The sequence below is a fragment of the Methylomonas sp. 2F7 genome (assembly GCF_057126975.1).
The window spans coordinates 2,048,218-2,064,238 of the sequence record NZ_CP195203.1; the positions used below are offsets into that span (position 1 = coordinate 2,048,218).

A 16,021-nucleotide genomic window follows, 5' to 3' on the forward strand; every position below is an offset into this window, starting at 1 on the left:
CGACGATTCCTTCAAGGATATTTATTGTGCTAGTACCTATTCGTACCGAGTTTTCCGATGTAACTAACCGCCTTTCGCAGCTCGATCTGACCGTGACCACTTTATCAGAAGCAGTTAGGCAGGGATATTTGGCTAGAACCCTGCTAACTGCAAATCATCCTCGAATATTCTTTGGTTATTCTATGTGGGCGCAGACAGTTGCAGCATTGCGCGATAATTTACGTCCTGATGGCTGGCTTAAGTCTGATCAGGGTAATTATGAATTAACGATCAATTCAATTGGTAATCTTGCGATTGCCGTTACAACTGGCGATGAATGCACAGGCCTTGCTCACCTTAGCCCTTCGAACAAATGTCCTAAAGGTATCAATACGATTGATGCTATTAGTGCTAACAATCAATTTGATTTATTTGCCGAGTTTTTGCCTCCAGTAATCGAAAAAGCGGGCTTAAGCACTTGGGTATTACTGATACATTTATCTGATGAAGAAGTCCGGGCTGAATTATCATTGCCCTCTCTGATTTCAAATGGAAAAATAAAGGCTTGGAAGGAACGCATAATCCTTCCTGTCATTCCGCGCGAAGGTGATTTTATTGATGTCAACATGCCTGATGTTCCGGAAATTGACGTTCCAATCCGACGTAAGGCTTCATGATGTTTAATTCCACTCGCTTTGCCTTGGCTAGAAAGCGCCGTGGCATTACAAAGCGCGCACTCGCAGAGCGAATTGAAGTTTCAGAACGTTCGGTATCCGCTTATGAATGTGGAGCTACCATTCCCGAACCTGAAACCGTAAATCGAATATCTCGCGTCTTGGGTTTTCCCGTGGCCTTTTTCTGTGCTTCGGATGTGGATGAACTAAAACCGGATATTGCGAGTTTTAGAGCTTTGACAAAAATGACATCATCTCAACGAGCTATGGCGCTTGGTGCTGGAAGCATTGCTCTCTTGTTGAGCGAATGGATTGAACAACGCTTTGACTTACCTCAAACCAAGATGCCTGATTTCGACAGAAATGGATTACGAGCGAGCTCAATTTCACAAGCGGCTCCCAGGTCGGATCAAGGCGATCTATATCCAGCAGCAGGTGAAGAGCATGATCCAGAAGCCTACTCCGATGCACTCAGGCATTATTGGGGGCTAGGAGAATTGCCAATTAGGAACATGATTTCATTGCTGGAGTCAAATGGTATACGCGTATTTTCGTTGGCTATTGATGCCAGGGAAGTTGATGCATTTTCGATGTGGTATGGCGGTAAGCCGTACGTGTTTCTTAACACCAACAAGACAGCGGAACGCTGCCGTTTCGATGCCGCGCATGAACTGGGACATTTGATTATGCATAGGCACGGCGCGCCACAGGGGCAAGAGGCGGAAAGGGATGCAAATGCGTTTGCCTCAGCGTTCCTTATGCCTAGAAAGAGCATTTTGGCAAACGCACCACGTTCGGCTACGCTACCCAGCCTAATAGCTCACAAGAAATATTGGACGGTTTCCGCTGCTGCCTTGAACTACCGATTGCACTCACTTGGTCTCACGACGGATTGGACCTATAGAACTCTTTGCGTGCAACTATCCCAATATGGGCGTAACAAAGAACCGGATGGATCGTCTTTTGAAACTTCGCAAGTCTTATCGAAGGTATTTGCAGCATTACGAGCGGAAGGGGTTTCTAAAAATGATGTCGCTAGTGAATTGATGGTTTTACCTCAAGAAATAGATGAACTGACATTCGGACTAATGCTTACAGCACTTGGTGGTCGAAAGGATCGTGATCTCATTGCGGATGGCAAGTCGGCGAGGCGACCAAATTTGACTATTGTCAAATAATTCTCCAGGTAAATAGACCGTGCGAATACCGAAGCATATTCGCACGAACAAAGTCCTCTCACACCTCCAAATATGCTTCGCTATTCAGGGAAACGTCGGCTTAAGTTTTGCCGATTTCTCCGCTTCGACCTCGAGCAAGACCATCGCCACATGGGCTTGGCCGTCCGCACACAACGGCACTTGATCTAGGTAACTCGAACAGACCGCTTCGATAAACGATTCTCTATGGTTTTCGGGAATCCTGTGCGTGTACGGCAGCCAGGTGGTTCGAATCCAGCTCGCCAGACCTTCCCGTCCGTCGTGGTTCATGTCCTTGGCGACGAGTTCGAGCCGTTTGACATTAAAGCCGGCGGCGTCCAGCATCACCGGGTATTCATCGACCGCTGAAAAGGTATACGGAAACTCGAAGCCGACAAAATACTGCGACCATGGCGCCGAATCCTTGACCCGGTCAATCGCCGCCCGCATGTTGGCCGCATCGCCTTTGCCGCCCATGTGCAGCAGGATTTTGCCGCCGGTTTTCAGGCTTCGGTATAAGCCGCCGATCACAGGTTGATGTTGCTTGACCCAATGCAGCGCCGCGTTGGAGAAAACCACGTCAAAACAGTCAGCAAAGCTTAAGTTCACCGCATCCATGACTTGGAACGACAGGTTGGGATATTGCTGCTTCGGGTATCGGCTTTGGGCCAGCGCTATCATCGCTTCCGAGTTGTCGATGCCGACCACTGCGCCGCGATTGACGATTCTGGCGATTTCAGCCGTGACTTTGCCATCGCCGCAACCCAAGTCCAGTACATTTTCGTGGCCGCTTAACTGCAATTGCGTGATCAGTTCCTTAGCCCATTGCTGTTGGGCTTGCGAGTTTTGGGCATAATCCTGGGCGTTCCAGCGGTAAGTGTTCAATTTTCCTCCTGTTTCACTTCGTAGGGTTTACGGCTGGCGCGCTAGCGCGGTAAAACCGCCTCTTTCTAACTCGTGATATCGCTGAAAGCCTGTATCTTTGGTCAAACGGTTGTAGCCTCCGAGTAGGGCTTTGATCGATGCGGTGACGATGTTAGCGTCCATGCCGACGCCAAAGACGGTTGGGCCGTTCGCAGCCGTTAGTTCGACAAAGGCGCAGGCTTGGGCATCGCCGCCACTGCCGACCGAGCGTTCCTCGTAGCTGCACACCGACACTGCGCCGCCGAGCGAGCCTAAAGCCTGGACGGCCGCGGCTATCGGTCCGTTACCCACGCCCGCTAAATTGCGCGGTTCGCCGTCCCATTCAATTTGCAGATGTATGCCTTGCCCTTGCGCATGCTCGAACAATTGATGGTCGAGGTAACGCAAGGGCTTTGCCACATCGAGATAAGTCTGGGCAAATAGCTGCCACAACTGTTCCGCACCGATTTCACCGCCGTGGTGGTCGGTATGGCCTTGCACCACTTGCGAAAACTCCACCTGCAAACGGCGCGGCAGTACCACGCCGTAATGGTTTTCCAGTAAATGGGCGATTCCGCCCTTGCCGGATTGGCTATTGATGCGGATCACCGCGTCGTAACCGCGGCCTACGTCGGCCGGGTCGAACGGCAGATACGGCACGTTCCAGACGCTACCGGGATGTTGGGCGGTAAAGCCTTTCTTGATGGCGTCCTGGTGCGAGCCGGAAAAGGCGGTGAACACCAGTTCGCCGGCATAGGGTTGGCGCGGCGGCACGGTCAGGCCGGTGCAAGCCTCGAAATCACGCACTACCACATTGATGTCCGAAAAATCCAAGCCCGGCGTCACGCCTTGGGTATACAGATTCAACGCCAGCGTCACCAAATCCACGTTACCGGTGCGTTCGCCGTTGCCGAACAAGCAACCCTCGACGCGCTCGGCGCCGGCCATCAATGCCAGTTCGGCGGCAGCTACCGCGGTGCCGCGGTCGTTGTGCGGATGCACGCTGAGGATAACGCTGTCGCGGCGGGAGATATGGCGGTGCATCCATTCGATCTGGTCGGCGTAGACGTTCGGCGTCGCCGTTTCCACCGACGACGGTAAATTCAAGATGATCTTGTTGTCCGGTGTCGCGCCCCAGGCGGCGCTGACCGCATCGCAAAACTCGACGGCGAAATCCGGCTCGGTGGCGCTGAAGGTTTCCAGGCTGTATTGCAAGCGCCATTGGGTTTGCGGCTGTTCGGAGGTCAATTGTTTGACCAGACGCACCGCATTGACGGCCATCGCCAACACCTCGGCCCGGCTCATGCCCAATACCAGTTCGCGGAACGGTAGGGATGTGGCGTTGACGATATGCACGATGGCCGAGCGCGCGCCATGCAAAGCTTCGACAGTGCGGCGCAACAACGGCTCACGGGCGTGGCTTAGCACTTCGATGGTGACGTCGTCGGGGATCAATGCCTCGTCTATCAAGCGGCGCACGAAATCAAAATCAGTCTGCGAGGCCGACGGAAACGCCACTTCGATTTCCTTGAAACCGATGTCGCACAAGGTGCGGAACAGGCGCAGTTTGCGTTCGGCGTTCATCGGTTCGAACAAGGCTTGGTTGCCGTCGCGCAAGTCGGTGCTCATCCAGATCGGCGCTTGAGTAATCGTGCGATTGGGCCATCGGCGGTCGGCAAGCGCCACCGGCGGGAATGGGCGATATTTGCGGGAAGGGTCGGTCAACATGGCTGCTTACTCTCGGTCAATGGGATGCCGATAAGATAAGCCAAACCGTCCGCTAGGCGATTGCGTTTATGCCATATAAAACACAGATTATTGATAGAATATTGCTATATAATTTGAATATTGTTTATTTAATTGTTTTAATATGTAAATATCGGGTATTTTATGGAGCTGGATCGCTACGACAGGCAAATTTTGAACATCCTGCAAGCCGATGGCCGCATCAGCAATCAGGAGTTGGCTGATCGCATCGGCTTATCGCCGTCGCCTTGCTTGCGACGGGTGCGAGCGTTGGAGGAGGGCGGGTTGATCGTCGGCTATCGAGCGCTGTTGGATGCCAAAGCCTTGGGTCTGACGCTGATGGCCTTGATCCACATCTCGATGGACCAACACACGCCGGAACGTTTCAGCGCCTTTGAAGCGGCGGTTGCCGGGATTCCGGAAGTGATGGAATGTCTGTTGATCACCGGCCAGGCCGCCGACTACCAGCTCAAGGTGGCGGTCAAGGACTTGGACGCCTACCAGGAATTGCTGCTGAAACGCATCACCGGTATTCCCGGCGTGACCGGGGTGCATTCCAGCTTCGTGTTGCGGCGCGTGGTGGATAAGACGGCGTTTCCGGTCGGGGTTGGGCTATGATCGTTCCGAACCCATTGCTGGCCGAGTTTGCTAACATGGCAAAACACTGACTCAAACCGTTACACAAAAAATGAACACTGCAATCATCACTCAACGCGCAACTACTTCCGATGTTAAAGTCTGCCATCGCGTAGGCTCAAGGCCGCACTGTTAAAACGTTTGACTGTAATGGGCTCGCCAAATACTATCCTCGTCCCAACATGGCTTTGGTAAAAGCCTCGCAGCCCCGCTACACGGGCTTAACATCTTGCTGGCCGACTAATCGATGATCACCCCTTCAAGGACCAGATGAAAACCTATTTGACCTATTTAAGCGCGATATTGCTTTTGCTAAGCGGTTGCGCCGGTTCTCCGCCGCTAAAGCCGGATACTTTACAACGCGGCGATTATAGTTACCTCAAGGCTCATCTTGCCTGGCTGATTGAGCAGGAAATGTCCGAACAGGACGTGGAAGGTTTGAGTATTGCCGTGGTGGACGATCAAAAGGTCGTCTGGTCGCAAGGTTTCGGCTATGCCGATCAAGCCAGGCAGATTGCCGCGACACCGGAAACGGTTTATCGAGTCGGCTCCATCTCCAAGCTCTTCACCGATACGCTGGTGATGCAACTCGCCGAGCAAGGCAAACTGGATATTGATCGACCGTTGCAAACCTATCTGCCGAATTTTGCCATCAAAAGTCGCTTCCCGGATGCCGGGCCGATTACGCCGCGCAATATCATGACCCATCATTCCGGTTTGCCGGGCGATAGGGGGAACGGCATGTGGACTAACAACCCTGCGCCGTTCAGTCAGCTTGTCGGCACGCTGAAAGACGAATACGTCGCCTATCCGCCCAATCGTATCTGGGCCTATTCGAATCTGGGCATCACCTTGTTAGGGACGATGTTGGAACAGCTTACCGGCCAGGATTTCAGCCGTTATGCCGACTGGCAGCTGTTAAAACCGCTTGGGATGACGAATGCGGCATTTTCGCTTGGCATCGAGGGGGAACTGGCCTCGAAAGCCTATAAGAATGATCAGGAAAAGACGGAAGTGGCACTGCGCGATATGCCGGCCGGCGGCTTGAACGCGAATGTCTTGGACCTAAGCCGCTTTATCGCCATGGTCTTGGCGGACGGCAAAACCAATGGCCGGCAAATACTCAAGCCGGAAACCCTACATGAAATGCTGCGCCAGCAAAACCAGGATGTGGCGCTGGATGTCGGTACCAAAACCGGTTTGGGTTGGTTCTTAACCAGCAAGCCCGGTATCGGCGCTGTCGCCGCACACGGCGGAGCCACACTTTTTCACCGGAGCCTGCTGACGGTGCTGCCGGAACACAAGCTGGGCGTGGTCGTGTTGGCGAATTCCCCGCCCACCGGCGACTTGATCGACAAAGTCACCGATAAAGCCCTAAAACTGGCGGTTGCGATAAAAACCGGTATGCCGCCGCCGGAGGAAACCGAAACACCCGTGGTCGAAACCCGCGGCTTAACCCCGCAAGAACAGCAGTTGGCGGCCGGGCAATATGCAACCGCGCTGGGCTACATCAAGTTAACGGCGGATGGCGATACCCTGTCCACCGAGTTGAACGGCAGCAGCATGGATTTGGTCGGCAGGGATGATGGCAAATTCGGCATTCGCTACAAGCTGTTGGGATTGATACCGCTACAACCCAAGCAACTGACCGAAGTGGGCGTGTCGGTGCGCCATGTCGACGGTCATGACCTGGCGCTGGCCCATTGGCAAGGGCAAACCTTTGTGTTGGGCGAAAAAATTCAACCCGTACCGATTCCCGACTCCATGCGTAGTCGTCTGGGCGATTACGAGATTGTGAATCTTGCCGAAGGCGAGGCGATGGTTCCGGAAAAATGCGCCATACGCGAACGGGACGGTTTTTTGATGCTGGAGTATTCCATCCCCACTTTCGACATTAATAATCTGACTTTTCCCATTGCACCGGTATCGGAAAATGCAGCCGTCATTCTTGGGCTGGGACGAGGCATGCAGGAAACCGTTCGGCTGGAGACGATCAATGGCCAAGATTTTGTGGCGTATTCCGGATATTTATTGCGGAAGAAATGAGTAAAACCTTCAGGATTAACAGTCTCCTATGGCGTTGGCATTTCACTCGCTTGGACGTTTTATCAATGCGTAAGCTTTGCCATTAGCGGCCGCCGCCAGTCAAAACGGGTTTTATGAGTGTTTCTAATCGTGCCATCATCCATCAAGAGTTATTCCGATGAGCGAGTTTATCGCCTATCTGCCGGAAGTGTTCGAACTGTTCGGGAGCATTCAGATCCGCAAGATGTTCGGGGGCTATGGGGTCTACCACGATGGCTTGATGTTTGCCCTGGTGGCCGACGAGACCCTTTATCTCAAGGCGGATGCTGAAAATGCAAAGTTTTTCGAGGAACAGGGGCTTGCGCAATTCGCCTATCAGCGGGAAGGCAAGATGGCGAAAATGTCGTATTACAAGGCACCTGCTGAGTTTATGGAAGAGCGCGAGCAGGCCGCTATCTGGGCGCGCCGCGCGTACGATGCGGCATTACGGGCTCAGCGTAAAAAACGCAAAAGCAAAACGGACACGACAGTGATACGTCATTTAGACTGATTCAGAACACCTAATATCGAATAATGTTGAAACCCTCTTCCTGCTGAGGGGCTACGAAGTAATTCGTGATTAGGTCAAATTCGGTATCAGCCACTACAAAAGCGTGAGTGCCAGACGTGTTTCTCGCACGTAAACGTGTCAAGCATTTGTCATCCGACACATCAAGAAAATGCAGTACATGCTCCGATTCGACTCTGTCGATAAGAGATCTCATCCATTTTCGGTTTGCGACGGTGTTGGCTGGAAAATCCAATACCACGGACACACCTATACGAAGTAAATCGGTCACGTGTGGCCCGATCGCGCCACGCAAATTCGAAGCACACCGAACATAGTCCGCCACAGTCTTGATGTCGTCTGGATATAGATGTACAAGCCAAGTGTCCTCGCTGAGGATCACCGTGTCCGGAGTCTTGGCCAGTTCCTTTGCCAATGTCGATTTGCCAGAGGCGATTTTTCCGCAGAGCAGATGCAGTGTTGGCAGTAGTTTTGACATTTTACATGGCTCCCAGTAAGTCAGTGCCATACGAATTATCAATAACACAAAGCCACTTGCCGGCAGGGTCCTCCCGGAATACATAGGTGGCGCGTCGTGAGATGCAACTCGTCACACCGGTGTTATCGGTCGTTTCCAGAACGGTTTCCATGATTACTAGAGCCGTATTCCCGCTCCGAATGACATGCATCGCGCCTTGCTTGACCACAAGACTATGGTTGAAATATTCGGCAATTGCGAGGAACGCCTTATGGATTTGTTCCTTGCCTGTTGCAATCAAGCCTGGCTTGATGACAAGCGTTGCATCGTCTGCGTAGAAAGCCATCAATGAATCGAAGTCCTCTTCAGTGATTGCTTTGTCAGCAGCTTCGATAACTTGTTTAAGTGGATGGTATGCCATATCGATCTCCTTGGTAGGGTAAGCCCCCAAGAGACAGGCAATAAAAAACCCGCCTCAGGGCGGGTTGCAGTAGAAAGTAAACGTGCTAACCCACCATTGGTGAAATGGTGGTAATAATAGCCAGCAGGGTTGGGAACAGTTTAGTCATGATGGGATGCTAACAGAGTTCATAGTGCCGATCAATCGATAAACTAGCTGCGCATTTTTAGGAATACAAAACCGGCTCTACCTAAATGATTGCTTATGGCCGAACCCAGGAGATCAAAATCATAGCCGCGTCTATATCGGAATTAGTGGTGGATTTCATTGGAACACGCGGCTGCCGAGCAATAAAACAACACCAAGGATTCCAGCGGCAGTTAGTGTTGGTGGAACTGGTGGCACGAGAACAAGCCGTGCTATTCAATCCCTTTCCGGCGCGGAAATCTAGCCCAATAGCTTTTTTGCTGTCGGCATTGGCCAACCACAACCTGGATGCGCTGGCGGCTCAGGCCGAAAAACAGCTAGGCATGGCAATGACGAGCCGCAATTGGAGGACGATTTCCAAGCTCATGGAACTGGCGAATGCATGACCCTCCCAAACGCCGCAGATCAATAAACCGTGCGCGAGACGACGAATGCGGTTTGCTGCTGCATCGCTTTCATGCTCGCCAATTGGATTCGGCTGTTTTGAGTTCGATCTCGCCGATTAACTCTGGCCCCTCGCTACAGAATGTCCTAAATTGCGGCTTTTATGTCATTTTGGAATCAAGGTGAAATTGTCATCATGCGTTTGGGTGACTAGCCCCGAAATCCCTAATATTTTTGGAGAACAAATGATGCAAAAGTCCCATTCCCAGCCACTTCCTTCCTATCAACGCTTCGCACAAGCCATGTCCCCTCCGGGCACCCGGCCATTTCGGGTCGGTATCGTGATCGGGCCGGGATTCCTACCGATGGACATGGTCGGGATTCAGGCGGTTTTCGGCTTCTGCCCTGGTGCCGAAATCCATTTGCTGTGGAAATCGCTAGATCTGGTGGAAGGCTTTCCGGCTTGGTGGACCAAACCGACCACAACGTTTTCAGACTGTCCAGAAGAGCTGGATGTGCTGGCCGTTCCAATGCTGGCACCGGAAACTACCAGCGATCCCGAGGTGATTGCCTTCGTCGCCAAGCAAGGCCGTCAGGCTAAGTATGTGATCGGCGTTTGTAATGGTGTGGTTTTGCTGGGAGCTGCCGGCCTTTTGAAAGGCAAGCGCGTGACGACCAGCGTCAATTCGTTGCCGCTATTGAATAAGCTGGGCGCGGCGGAAGTGGTGACCTCTGGTGGCAGCGTCGTGGTGGATGGTAATCTTTATACCGCGAGACCCAGCATCGGCAGTTTCGAAGCCGCTTTGATGGTGGCGGATATCGCTTTGGGACGCGAATTCGCTGAATTGGCCAACTTGGTCGTCGAATATGACCCGCATCCGCCGCTTGGACCTGGCACGGTTGAAAATGCCGGCAAGGCTATCGCCGAGAACTATTCCAGTTTAATCGCCGATATGATTCAGGAGTATAGCCGAGGGGCAATCGCAGCCTATACCGGACAGGCTCAAGGTTAACATTAGCTAAAATGGACAGTGCCGTTGCCGTTATTTTCCAGGCGGCACTATTCACCACATCCGGGCGTAAACTCTATTCAGAAACAGGCAAGTTCCTAGCGGCTTAACGTAAATGAAGCGAAAAATTATTTTTTTTGTCTATCCGGAATTCGAATTGCTCGATTTAAGCGGTCCATGCTCGGCATTTAACTTGGTAAACGAACTTTACGGCGGCCAATACGAATTTAGCGTGGTGTCCGCGACGGGTGGCTCGATCAAAGACCGGGCCGGTTTAACTATGGCTAGCGAGAAATTCGCCGAAGTTGGCGACAATGAGACCATCGTGGCTGTTGGCGGTCCAACGGCACATGTCTATGGTTTGAATGACTTAACCAAGGACTTCTTTTCGAAAAGCGCCCGCCGTGGCAATCGCGTCGTCAGCGTTTGCACCGGTGCGTTTCTTCTCGCCGCCGCCGGATTGCTGGATGGCCGCAGAGCGACCACTCACTGGCGGTACGCGGGATTATTGCAATCGCACTATCCCAAAGTGTTGGTCGATATAGACCGGATTTATATCAGAGAGGGCAATATTTGGACGGCGGCCGGATTGACCGCCGGAATAGATCTGGCATTGATGCTGATCGAGGACGATTTCGGTTCCTCGGTCGCCAAAGGCGTTGCGAAGGATATGGTGGTCTACCACCGCCGCCTGGGCGGTCAGTCGCAATTTTCGGCCATCTTGGATATCACGCCAACGTCCGGTCGGGTTAGAGACGTACTTTGTTATGCCCGCGACCATCTCCGCGAACCTTTATCCGTTGAGCGCCTCGCCGAAGTGGCTTGCATTAGTCCGCGCCAATTTAGCCGGACTTTTTTTAATGCCACCGGAATGACGCCGGCGAAAGCCATCGAGCGGCTTAGGCTGGAAGTTGCGCGGGCCAGAATCGAAGAAACGCTGGAGCCGCTCGAGCAAATCGCCAGGGATATTGGTTTTGGTTCCGCGGAAAAAATGTGTCGCAGTTGTCTGAATGTGTTCGGACGTACTTCGCAAGAATTGCGGCGCGCCGCCCGTAAATCACGCGGCGGCTAGTCGCTTAGCCTCGGCTAAGAATAACGGCTTTCAATTCTTCGCCCAATGCGCTATCCAAACCGCTCGCGCTATTAGCACGATAGCACCGAGAAAACCGATCGTGGTCAACGAAAAACTCAGCGCTGCCTGGAGCGGAAAGTGCGGTTCGACCGGGATTGTCGCAACGGCCTTGGGTGTCAGGCCTCTTAGCAAAACGCCGGCGGATTGAAGAAGGCGCCGAAGCAACAGGCCGCGATCAACCAATACGGTGGATTTTTAGAGTCATGAAAATTCAAATTAACAAGTTGTTCCGACTGTCGCCGGTCTTGCTGATGGCTGGTATCAGCTAGTAGTCCAAAATCTCGGGGCGATGAAAGTTCTAAAAATGCCCTAAAATTTTGATCTGACAAAAGGAGTAGACTGCCACTCCGAATTTTCGTTTTTGTTGCAAACACGATCAGGTTTGCCGGACCCGTGCCGCTTCCTGCAAATCTGCTATTAGCTGCTGCGGCTCTTCATGATAACGGCGCATGAGTTCCGGTGGGGCTGCCGTATGTTTGTCGTAAATCACGCTCCAGCGGCTAATTTCGAGTAGCACAGGGACCAGATCAAGTGCTTTGTCCGTTAGTTCATAAAACACTTGGCGTTTGTCTTCGGGCTTATGTTTGCGGATAACGAGTCCGTCCGCTTCCATTTTCTTCAATCGCGAAGCCAGAATGTTAGTTGCGATTCCTTCTTTCGATGTCATCAGCTCTCGGTAGTGCCGTTTGCCGCTTAGCATCAGATCGCGGAGTACGATCAGCGTCCATCGGTCTCCGAACACTTCGAGGGCATAATCTATTGGACATCTATTTTCGAGCTTCAAGTCGGACATCTGGCTTATTTGCTTGCGTTTTGCAATTGAAATGGGATAATTGGTTGCATATTGCAAGTATATCAACCAGGGCTTATTCCGCAAACCACGTTCATAAGGAAATCGTCTATGTCGCCAATAAATTCTACTGCCACCAATATCTCGTTGCTGCGGATTTACGCAGCTCCTTGCATAATTGTCAGCTCGGTCGTAGCTTGGTTATTCTGGCTATTAGCCGGTGAACATCACTCTGTACGACCGGAATTGCTCGTTTCTCCCATGGCCGCGCTCTTTACGCTGACGGCTTTGGTTTGGCTGATTATGGTCGTTGCGCGCAATGTCGCGGTTATTCGCGGGCATGCATCGATCGGATATTTTGCGGATTTTAAGTCCGATATCCCAGCTGATGATCGATTCGAACGTCCCGCTCGAACTTTCAATAATCTAATGCAAGTACCAGCGCTTTTTTATGTGATTTGCCTATTGATGCTTATAGTGAAAGAAGCCGACAACGTTCAAATCGTCCTTGCTTGGGCTTTTGTTGTACTCAGGTGTATCCATGCCATTATCTATATGGCAGTAAACTGGGTGCCATATCGCTTCGCGACTTGGGCTTCAAGCTGCATCATTCTGGGCACGCTTTGGTTTCGCTTTGCGACGGTGGTTGGGTTTGGCTAAGCTTGGATGGAATCTGGACAATCGGACGAATACCATTGAATTTAAGAACGCTTTTGCCGGGTGATCAACGCCTGCTGAACGGCCATTGCAATTTCATTGGCGATTTTTTCGTCTGTAACCGCGCGAGCTAAGGTTACACCGCCAATCAACATCGCAAAGTTAGCCCAAGCCTTATCAACCGCCGCCTGATCGCCTGTTTCCGGTGTTCCATCTGCCGCTAGTTTGACGATCTCCAGCAACTCCGATTCAAATGCAGTGCGTATCGCTTCCTCGGAACGACATACTTCCGGTGTTACACTTTGGAGTATGCAGCTATCGCCCAGATCGCAGGTGCGTTTTGGGCCCATGTAAAACTTTGCAAATTCTTCCCACCAGTTTTCGCCGTGCTGTTGTTTGAAAAAGCCAATACCTGATTTTAAATCTTTCATTCCGGCAATGATTACAGCTTTAAAAGCTTCTGCTTTGGAGCTGAAGTGCCCGTAGAAAGCCCCTGAAGTCACGCCGGCTTCCTTTGCCAAACCATCGACACCGATGCCGCTGTAGCCGCCTTTTCGAAAGCAACGCCCGGCTGCCTCAATAATGCGCTGACAGGTTTGTTGTTTTTGGTCCGCTGTATATCTCACGCTGGTATATCCAATGCTATTTTGGATTGACATTGTATCAAATCGTTGGAATCAGCATGGTTGACAACATAACGATCGTTATATAATATTGTATAGCGGTCGTTATTTAATGTCTGCCACTTAGCCTTCGCTATGTGTAACCCCTAACTACAGGAAACCGATATGCCGCTTACTCTTACGCTCACAGAAGGTGTATTACCCGCAGGAACTGAAAAACTGGCTTTTCGCCGAATTTGCGATTCAATGTTGAAATGGCACGGGCTATCCGGTAACAAGGTGATGACGCCTAATGTTGTCGGCGCCATCCATCTGCTGCCCAAGCAACAAACCTATTCGGGACTGGAAGAAACCGCCGTCGCCTTTATCGAATGGAAGGTGCCGTCATTTGCATTTAATACCAGAGAAATTCAGCAGGGACATATCGAAGAAGCCACTGGAATTATTCACGAGTTGTCGGGCGGCAATCTGCCTAAACAACAAATTTGGGCTAACATCGTCCATGCTGTTGATGGTGCCTGGGGAATTGCCGGGCAGGCGATGACGAACGAACAACTAGGTGAGGCGCTTACTACAGGTTAGGTTTTGACGGAGTCGCGGGTCGATCTCCAATGGTCCGCGAATCCGCAAATATCTTGCCACACCAAAACCGCTCATCATGGATGCTAAATGGCTGATATGGGGTCCTTTACCTATCAGCCTGACCGGCAAAGCTGTTAAAACATCTCGTTACTGTCTAATAAGTACACATTTATAAAAGGAAGGCTTATGGCAAATGGCTCTATCTCAAAAGCTATCGAGGTCACTACACATAATATCGAATGCGATATCAAACGACGGCTGTTACTGGCCGGCATGGTAGGTGCGGTAAGCACTTTCTCCGCAAAGCCATTGTTCGCTCAACTAACATCGCCAGATAATACGACAGTCTCTGACAGCGGAATCGTTCGAACCATCCTGCAAAGTTACTCAGATCGGGAAGGCAACGAATTTCGCTTGGTCATGACCACCTATCCGCCGGGAGTGGGTCTACCCTCTCATCATCACCCATCAGTGGGCTTCAATTACATTCTAGAGGGTATTGCGGAATCTCAGTACCTTGACGAGCCTTTACTAACCTTCAAGGCTGGAGACAGTTATCAAGACAAAGCCAACGCCCAACATCTGATATTTCGCAATGCCGACAGGGTCAATCCGTTGAAGTATTTAATCGCTTATACCACCAAAAAAGGCCAACCATTTTTAATTATTCCATAGCGCCAAAACTCCTATTGGGATTTGGAACATAACTTCATCGGAAAAATAATATGAAAAAACAAACAAAACGTTTGCTGATATTTTTGACACTTTTGTCATTGCAAGCCAATGTGCATGCTGCGGAAAATAGCTATACGCTTCCGCTTACTTTAGCGGTTGAAGCTGCCAACGAAACGGTACGCTCCTGTGAAGCTTTGGGATATAACGTCTCAGTGGCGTTTGTCGATATGTCCGGTCAGCCGAGGGTTCAGTTAAAAAGCGATAAGAGCACGCCGCATACGTTCGAGACAGCCTATCGCAAAGCCTATACTATTGTGACATTTGGCCCTAACTATCATTTAGAAACTAGTGGTCAAGTGGCCGATCTAATGAGCAAAAACCCAGCATTTTATAATGCCGTGCTCACTATCCCCAATGTCACGCCATTGCCCGGGGCATTAGCGATAAAAGTGAAAGGAAATATAATAGGTGCGATTGGGGTCAGCGGCGCTCCCGGCGGCGATAAAGATGAGGCGTGTGCTCAAGCGGGTATTGACAAAATCAGCAGCAGATTTCCTGAATAGTCATCATATTCAAAATATCTCATTCCGTGGACGTATGATCGAAATCGGTAATCAATCGGCGGCTTTCGACAAGCGGTCACAAAAAACCGAGCATCGCCGCTTTGACGGCTGCCGAGGTTTTGTTGGCCGCATTCAATTTCGTCGCGGCATTTCTGATATGAAAATTGACGGTCCGTTCGGTGATTTTCATGATGCTGGAGATTTCACCGGCGGTTTTACCATCGGCAGTCCAGCGTAATACCGCAATCTCGCGGTTCGATAATTTGGTATTCGCTTCCGGCAGCAATTTTGGCAACAAGCGGCGCGACAAGGCAATATGCGCATTTTGGGCCAACCAAGCCATTTTGAAAGCCTTAGCCGCAAGTTCGGTTTCGCTAAGCGGCTCGTTGGATCGCGCTAAAGTGAGCATGCCGGTTGCGCCATGGACATTCCGCATGGATTGCGCCCAACCATAACGCAACCCGAACGAACGCGCTTCCTCCCAAAACTCCGAGGTTGCGGCGAACAAACCGTCCGTCCAGAGGATAGGTTGAGTCGAGCACAGGGCGTGTTTAACGGTGGGATCGACCGCACAATAGTTTTTAGCTTGATACTGCGCTTGCCAGGCCGTTGGATAATTACTTATTTTCACGATCTTCGGATTGCTTAGTGGTAGCGCCAACCTAAGTCCATAGGCACAGTAATCAAAACCCAATTCCGCAGCCAACGAAACAATGGTTTGAAAAAGCTGATGATCGCTATCGCTGGTCTGTAACGCTTGAAGTTGAATTTCTTGCCAGGCTTTCATGGGTTTACCGTCGTTAGAACTGTTCGA

At 51.2% G+C, this 16,021-nt stretch carries 19 protein-coding genes; 12 read left to right on the forward strand and 7 right to left on the reverse strand.

Annotated features, from left to right (window positions below; genetic code table 11):
- Window positions 1-26: 26 nt before the first annotated feature.
- The gene (locus ACR64Q_RS09220; RefSeq protein ID WP_200860422.1) at window positions 27-656 is read left to right on the forward strand and encodes a hypothetical protein; all 630 of its coding nucleotides are present in this window, start codon (window positions 27-29) and stop codon (window positions 654-656) included.
- The gene (locus ACR64Q_RS09225; protein WP_020481713.1) at window positions 653-1,831 is read left to right on the forward strand and encodes a helix-turn-helix domain-containing protein; all 1,179 of its coding nucleotides are present in this window, start codon (window positions 653-655) and stop codon (window positions 1,829-1,831) included. Before ACR64Q_RS09220 ends, ACR64Q_RS09225 begins: the two co-directional genes overlap by 4 nt.
- An 84-nt stretch (window positions 1,832-1,915) precedes the next feature.
- On the opposite strand, the gene ACR64Q_RS09230 is transcribed toward ACR64Q_RS09225, so the two are convergent.
- Complete coding sequence (locus ACR64Q_RS09230) at window positions 1,916-2,734, reverse strand: class I SAM-dependent methyltransferase (RefSeq protein WP_020481712.1); 819 nt, start codon at window positions 2,732-2,734, stop codon at window positions 1,916-1,918.
- A gap of 27 nt (window positions 2,735-2,761) precedes the next feature.
- The gene (leuA, locus tag ACR64Q_RS09235; protein ID WP_313734424.1) at window positions 2,762-4,480 is read right to left on the reverse strand and encodes a 2-isopropylmalate synthase; all 1,719 of its coding nucleotides are present in this window, start codon (window positions 4,478-4,480) and stop codon (window positions 2,762-2,764) included.
- A gap of 162 nt (window positions 4,481-4,642) precedes the next feature.
- Here leuA and ACR64Q_RS09240 point away from each other — a divergent pair, with 162 nt between their 5' ends.
- The 3 genes from ACR64Q_RS09240 (at window position 4,643) to ACR64Q_RS09250 (ending at window position 7,709) form a co-directional block, all read left to right on the forward strand.
- A complete protein-coding gene (locus ACR64Q_RS09240) occupies window positions 4,643-5,116 on the forward strand; it encodes an Lrp/AsnC family transcriptional regulator (protein ID WP_313734425.1) in 474 nt (157 codons plus the stop codon).
- Window positions 5,117-5,404: 288 nt separating this feature from the next.
- A complete protein-coding gene (locus tag ACR64Q_RS09245; protein WP_483823313.1) occupies window positions 5,405-7,180 on the forward strand; it encodes a serine hydrolase domain-containing protein in 1,776 nt (591 codons plus the stop codon).
- Between the two features lie 157 nt (window positions 7,181-7,337).
- Window positions 7,338-7,709 carry a TfoX/Sxy family protein gene (locus tag ACR64Q_RS09250; RefSeq protein WP_313734427.1) on the forward strand — a complete coding sequence of 124 codons (372 nt, stop codon included), beginning with the start codon at window positions 7,338-7,340 and terminating at the stop codon, window positions 7,707-7,709.
- A 10-nt stretch (window positions 7,710-7,719) separates the two neighbouring features.
- Here ACR64Q_RS09250 and ACR64Q_RS09255 read toward each other — a convergent pair whose 3' ends face one another.
- Together ACR64Q_RS09255 and ACR64Q_RS09260 are read right to left on the reverse strand one after the other, a co-directional pair.
- Window positions 7,720-8,205 carry a P-loop nucleotide/nucleoside kinase family protein gene (locus tag ACR64Q_RS09255; RefSeq protein WP_313734428.1) on the reverse strand — a complete coding sequence of 162 codons (486 nt, stop codon included), beginning with the start codon at window positions 8,203-8,205 and terminating at the stop codon, window positions 7,720-7,722.
- A 1-nt stretch (window position 8,206) separates the two neighbouring features.
- Window positions 8,207-8,605 (reverse strand): YybH family protein, encoded by a 399-nt coding sequence (locus ACR64Q_RS09260; protein ID WP_313734429.1) that lies wholly within the window; start codon window positions 8,603-8,605, stop codon window positions 8,207-8,209.
- 233 nt (window positions 8,606-8,838) lie between these two features.
- Between ACR64Q_RS09260 and ACR64Q_RS09265 the strand changes: the two genes are divergently transcribed.
- From ACR64Q_RS09265 to ACR64Q_RS09275, 3 genes are all read left to right on the forward strand, one after another.
- On the forward strand, window positions 8,839-9,177 hold the full coding sequence (locus ACR64Q_RS09265) for a hypothetical protein (RefSeq protein WP_313734430.1): 339 nt from the start codon (window positions 8,839-8,841) through the stop codon (window positions 9,175-9,177).
- Window positions 9,178-9,420: 243 nt separating this feature from the next.
- On the forward strand, window positions 9,421-10,188 hold the full coding sequence (locus ACR64Q_RS09270) for a DJ-1/PfpI family protein (protein WP_313734431.1): 768 nt from the start codon (window positions 9,421-9,423) through the stop codon (window positions 10,186-10,188).
- Window positions 10,189-10,300: 112 nt separating this feature from the next.
- Window positions 10,301-11,257 (forward strand): GlxA family transcriptional regulator, encoded by a 957-nt coding sequence (locus ACR64Q_RS09275; protein WP_313734432.1) that lies wholly within the window; start codon window positions 10,301-10,303, stop codon window positions 11,255-11,257.
- Between the two features lie 436 nt (window positions 11,258-11,693).
- On the opposite strand, the gene ACR64Q_RS09280 is transcribed toward ACR64Q_RS09275, so the two are convergent.
- Window positions 11,694-12,167, reverse strand: a complete 474-nt coding sequence (locus ACR64Q_RS09280; RefSeq protein ID WP_313734433.1) for a winged helix-turn-helix transcriptional regulator — start codon at window positions 12,165-12,167, stop codon at window positions 11,694-11,696.
- 51 nt (window positions 12,168-12,218) lie between these two features.
- Here ACR64Q_RS09280 and ACR64Q_RS09285 point away from each other — a divergent pair, with 51 nt between their 5' ends.
- Entirely contained in the window at window positions 12,219-12,767 is a 549-nt protein-coding gene (locus ACR64Q_RS09285) for an MAPEG family protein (protein ID WP_313734434.1), read from the forward strand.
- A 41-nt stretch (window positions 12,768-12,808) separates the two neighbouring features.
- Here ACR64Q_RS09285 and ACR64Q_RS09290 read toward each other — a convergent pair whose 3' ends face one another.
- Window positions 12,809-13,423 (reverse strand): TetR/AcrR family transcriptional regulator, encoded by a 615-nt coding sequence (locus ACR64Q_RS09290; protein ID WP_313734436.1) that lies wholly within the window; start codon window positions 13,421-13,423, stop codon window positions 12,809-12,811.
- A gap of 129 nt (window positions 13,424-13,552) precedes the next feature.
- On the opposite strand from ACR64Q_RS09290, the gene ACR64Q_RS09295 reads away from it, so the two are divergent.
- From ACR64Q_RS09295 to ACR64Q_RS09305, 3 genes are all read left to right on the forward strand, one after another.
- Complete coding sequence (locus tag ACR64Q_RS09295) at window positions 13,553-13,969, forward strand: 4-oxalocrotonate tautomerase (RefSeq protein ID WP_313734438.1); 417 nt, start codon at window positions 13,553-13,555, stop codon at window positions 13,967-13,969.
- A gap of 186 nt (window positions 13,970-14,155) precedes the next feature.
- The gene (locus ACR64Q_RS09300) at window positions 14,156-14,644 is read left to right on the forward strand and encodes a cupin domain-containing protein (RefSeq protein WP_313734439.1); all 489 of its coding nucleotides are present in this window, start codon (window positions 14,156-14,158) and stop codon (window positions 14,642-14,644) included.
- Window positions 14,645-14,694: 50 nt separating this feature from the next.
- Window positions 14,695-15,207, forward strand: coding sequence for a GlcG/HbpS family heme-binding protein (locus ACR64Q_RS09305; RefSeq protein ID WP_313734441.1), 513 nt, complete (start codon window positions 14,695-14,697; stop codon window positions 15,205-15,207).
- A 76-nt stretch (window positions 15,208-15,283) separates the two neighbouring features.
- Here the strand turns inward: ACR64Q_RS09305 and ACR64Q_RS09310 are convergent, their stop codons facing one another.
- Window positions 15,284-15,994 (reverse strand): autoinducer binding domain-containing protein, encoded by a 711-nt coding sequence (locus ACR64Q_RS09310; protein WP_313734442.1) that lies wholly within the window; start codon window positions 15,992-15,994, stop codon window positions 15,284-15,286.
- Between the last annotated feature and the right edge of the window lie 27 nt (window positions 15,995-16,021).

What these genes read in the sequence shown, in the direction of transcription:
- ACR64Q_RS09265 (WP_313734430.1), top strand. Translation starts at nt 8,839, where the DNA reads ATGATTGCTTATGGCCGAACCCAGGAGATCAAAATCATAGCCGCGTCT.
- ACR64Q_RS09240 (WP_313734425.1), top strand. Translation starts at nt 4,643, where the DNA reads ATGGAGCTGGATCGCTACGACAGGCAAATTTTGAACATCCTGCAAGCC.
- ACR64Q_RS09305 (WP_313734441.1), top strand. Translation starts at nt 14,695, where the DNA reads ATGAAAAAACAAACAAAACGTTTGCTGATATTTTTGACACTTTTGTCA.
- ACR64Q_RS09285 (WP_313734434.1), top strand. Translation starts at nt 12,219, where the DNA reads ATGTCGCCAATAAATTCTACTGCCACCAATATCTCGTTGCTGCGGATT.
- ACR64Q_RS09310 (WP_313734442.1), bottom strand. Translation starts at nt 15,994, where the DNA reads ATGAAAGCCTGGCAAGAAATTCAACTTCAAGCGTTACAGACCAGCGAT.
- ACR64Q_RS09245 (WP_483823313.1), top strand. Translation starts at nt 5,405, where the DNA reads ATGAAAACCTATTTGACCTATTTAAGCGCGATATTGCTTTTGCTAAGC.
- ACR64Q_RS09275 (WP_313734432.1), top strand. Translation starts at nt 10,301, where the DNA reads ATGAAGCGAAAAATTATTTTTTTTGTCTATCCGGAATTCGAATTGCTC.
- ACR64Q_RS09225 (WP_020481713.1), top strand. Translation starts at nt 653, where the DNA reads ATGATGTTTAATTCCACTCGCTTTGCCTTGGCTAGAAAGCGCCGTGGC.
- ACR64Q_RS09300 (WP_313734439.1), top strand. Translation starts at nt 14,156, where the DNA reads ATGGCAAATGGCTCTATCTCAAAAGCTATCGAGGTCACTACACATAAT.
- ACR64Q_RS09290 (WP_313734436.1), bottom strand. Translation starts at nt 13,423, where the DNA reads ATGTCAATCCAAAATAGCATTGGATATACCAGCGTGAGATATACAGCG.
- ACR64Q_RS09260 (WP_313734429.1), bottom strand. Translation starts at nt 8,605, where the DNA reads ATGGCATACCATCCACTTAAACAAGTTATCGAAGCTGCTGACAAAGCA.
- ACR64Q_RS09255 (WP_313734428.1), bottom strand. Translation starts at nt 8,205, where the DNA reads ATGTCAAAACTACTGCCAACACTGCATCTGCTCTGCGGAAAAATCGCC.
- ACR64Q_RS09270 (WP_313734431.1), top strand. Translation starts at nt 9,421, where the DNA reads ATGATGCAAAAGTCCCATTCCCAGCCACTTCCTTCCTATCAACGCTTC.
- ACR64Q_RS09250 (WP_313734427.1), top strand. Translation starts at nt 7,338, where the DNA reads ATGAGCGAGTTTATCGCCTATCTGCCGGAAGTGTTCGAACTGTTCGGG.
- leuA (WP_313734424.1), bottom strand. Translation starts at nt 4,480, where the DNA reads ATGTTGACCGACCCTTCCCGCAAATATCGCCCATTCCCGCCGGTGGCG.
- ACR64Q_RS09295 (WP_313734438.1), top strand. Translation starts at nt 13,553, where the DNA reads ATGCCGCTTACTCTTACGCTCACAGAAGGTGTATTACCCGCAGGAACT.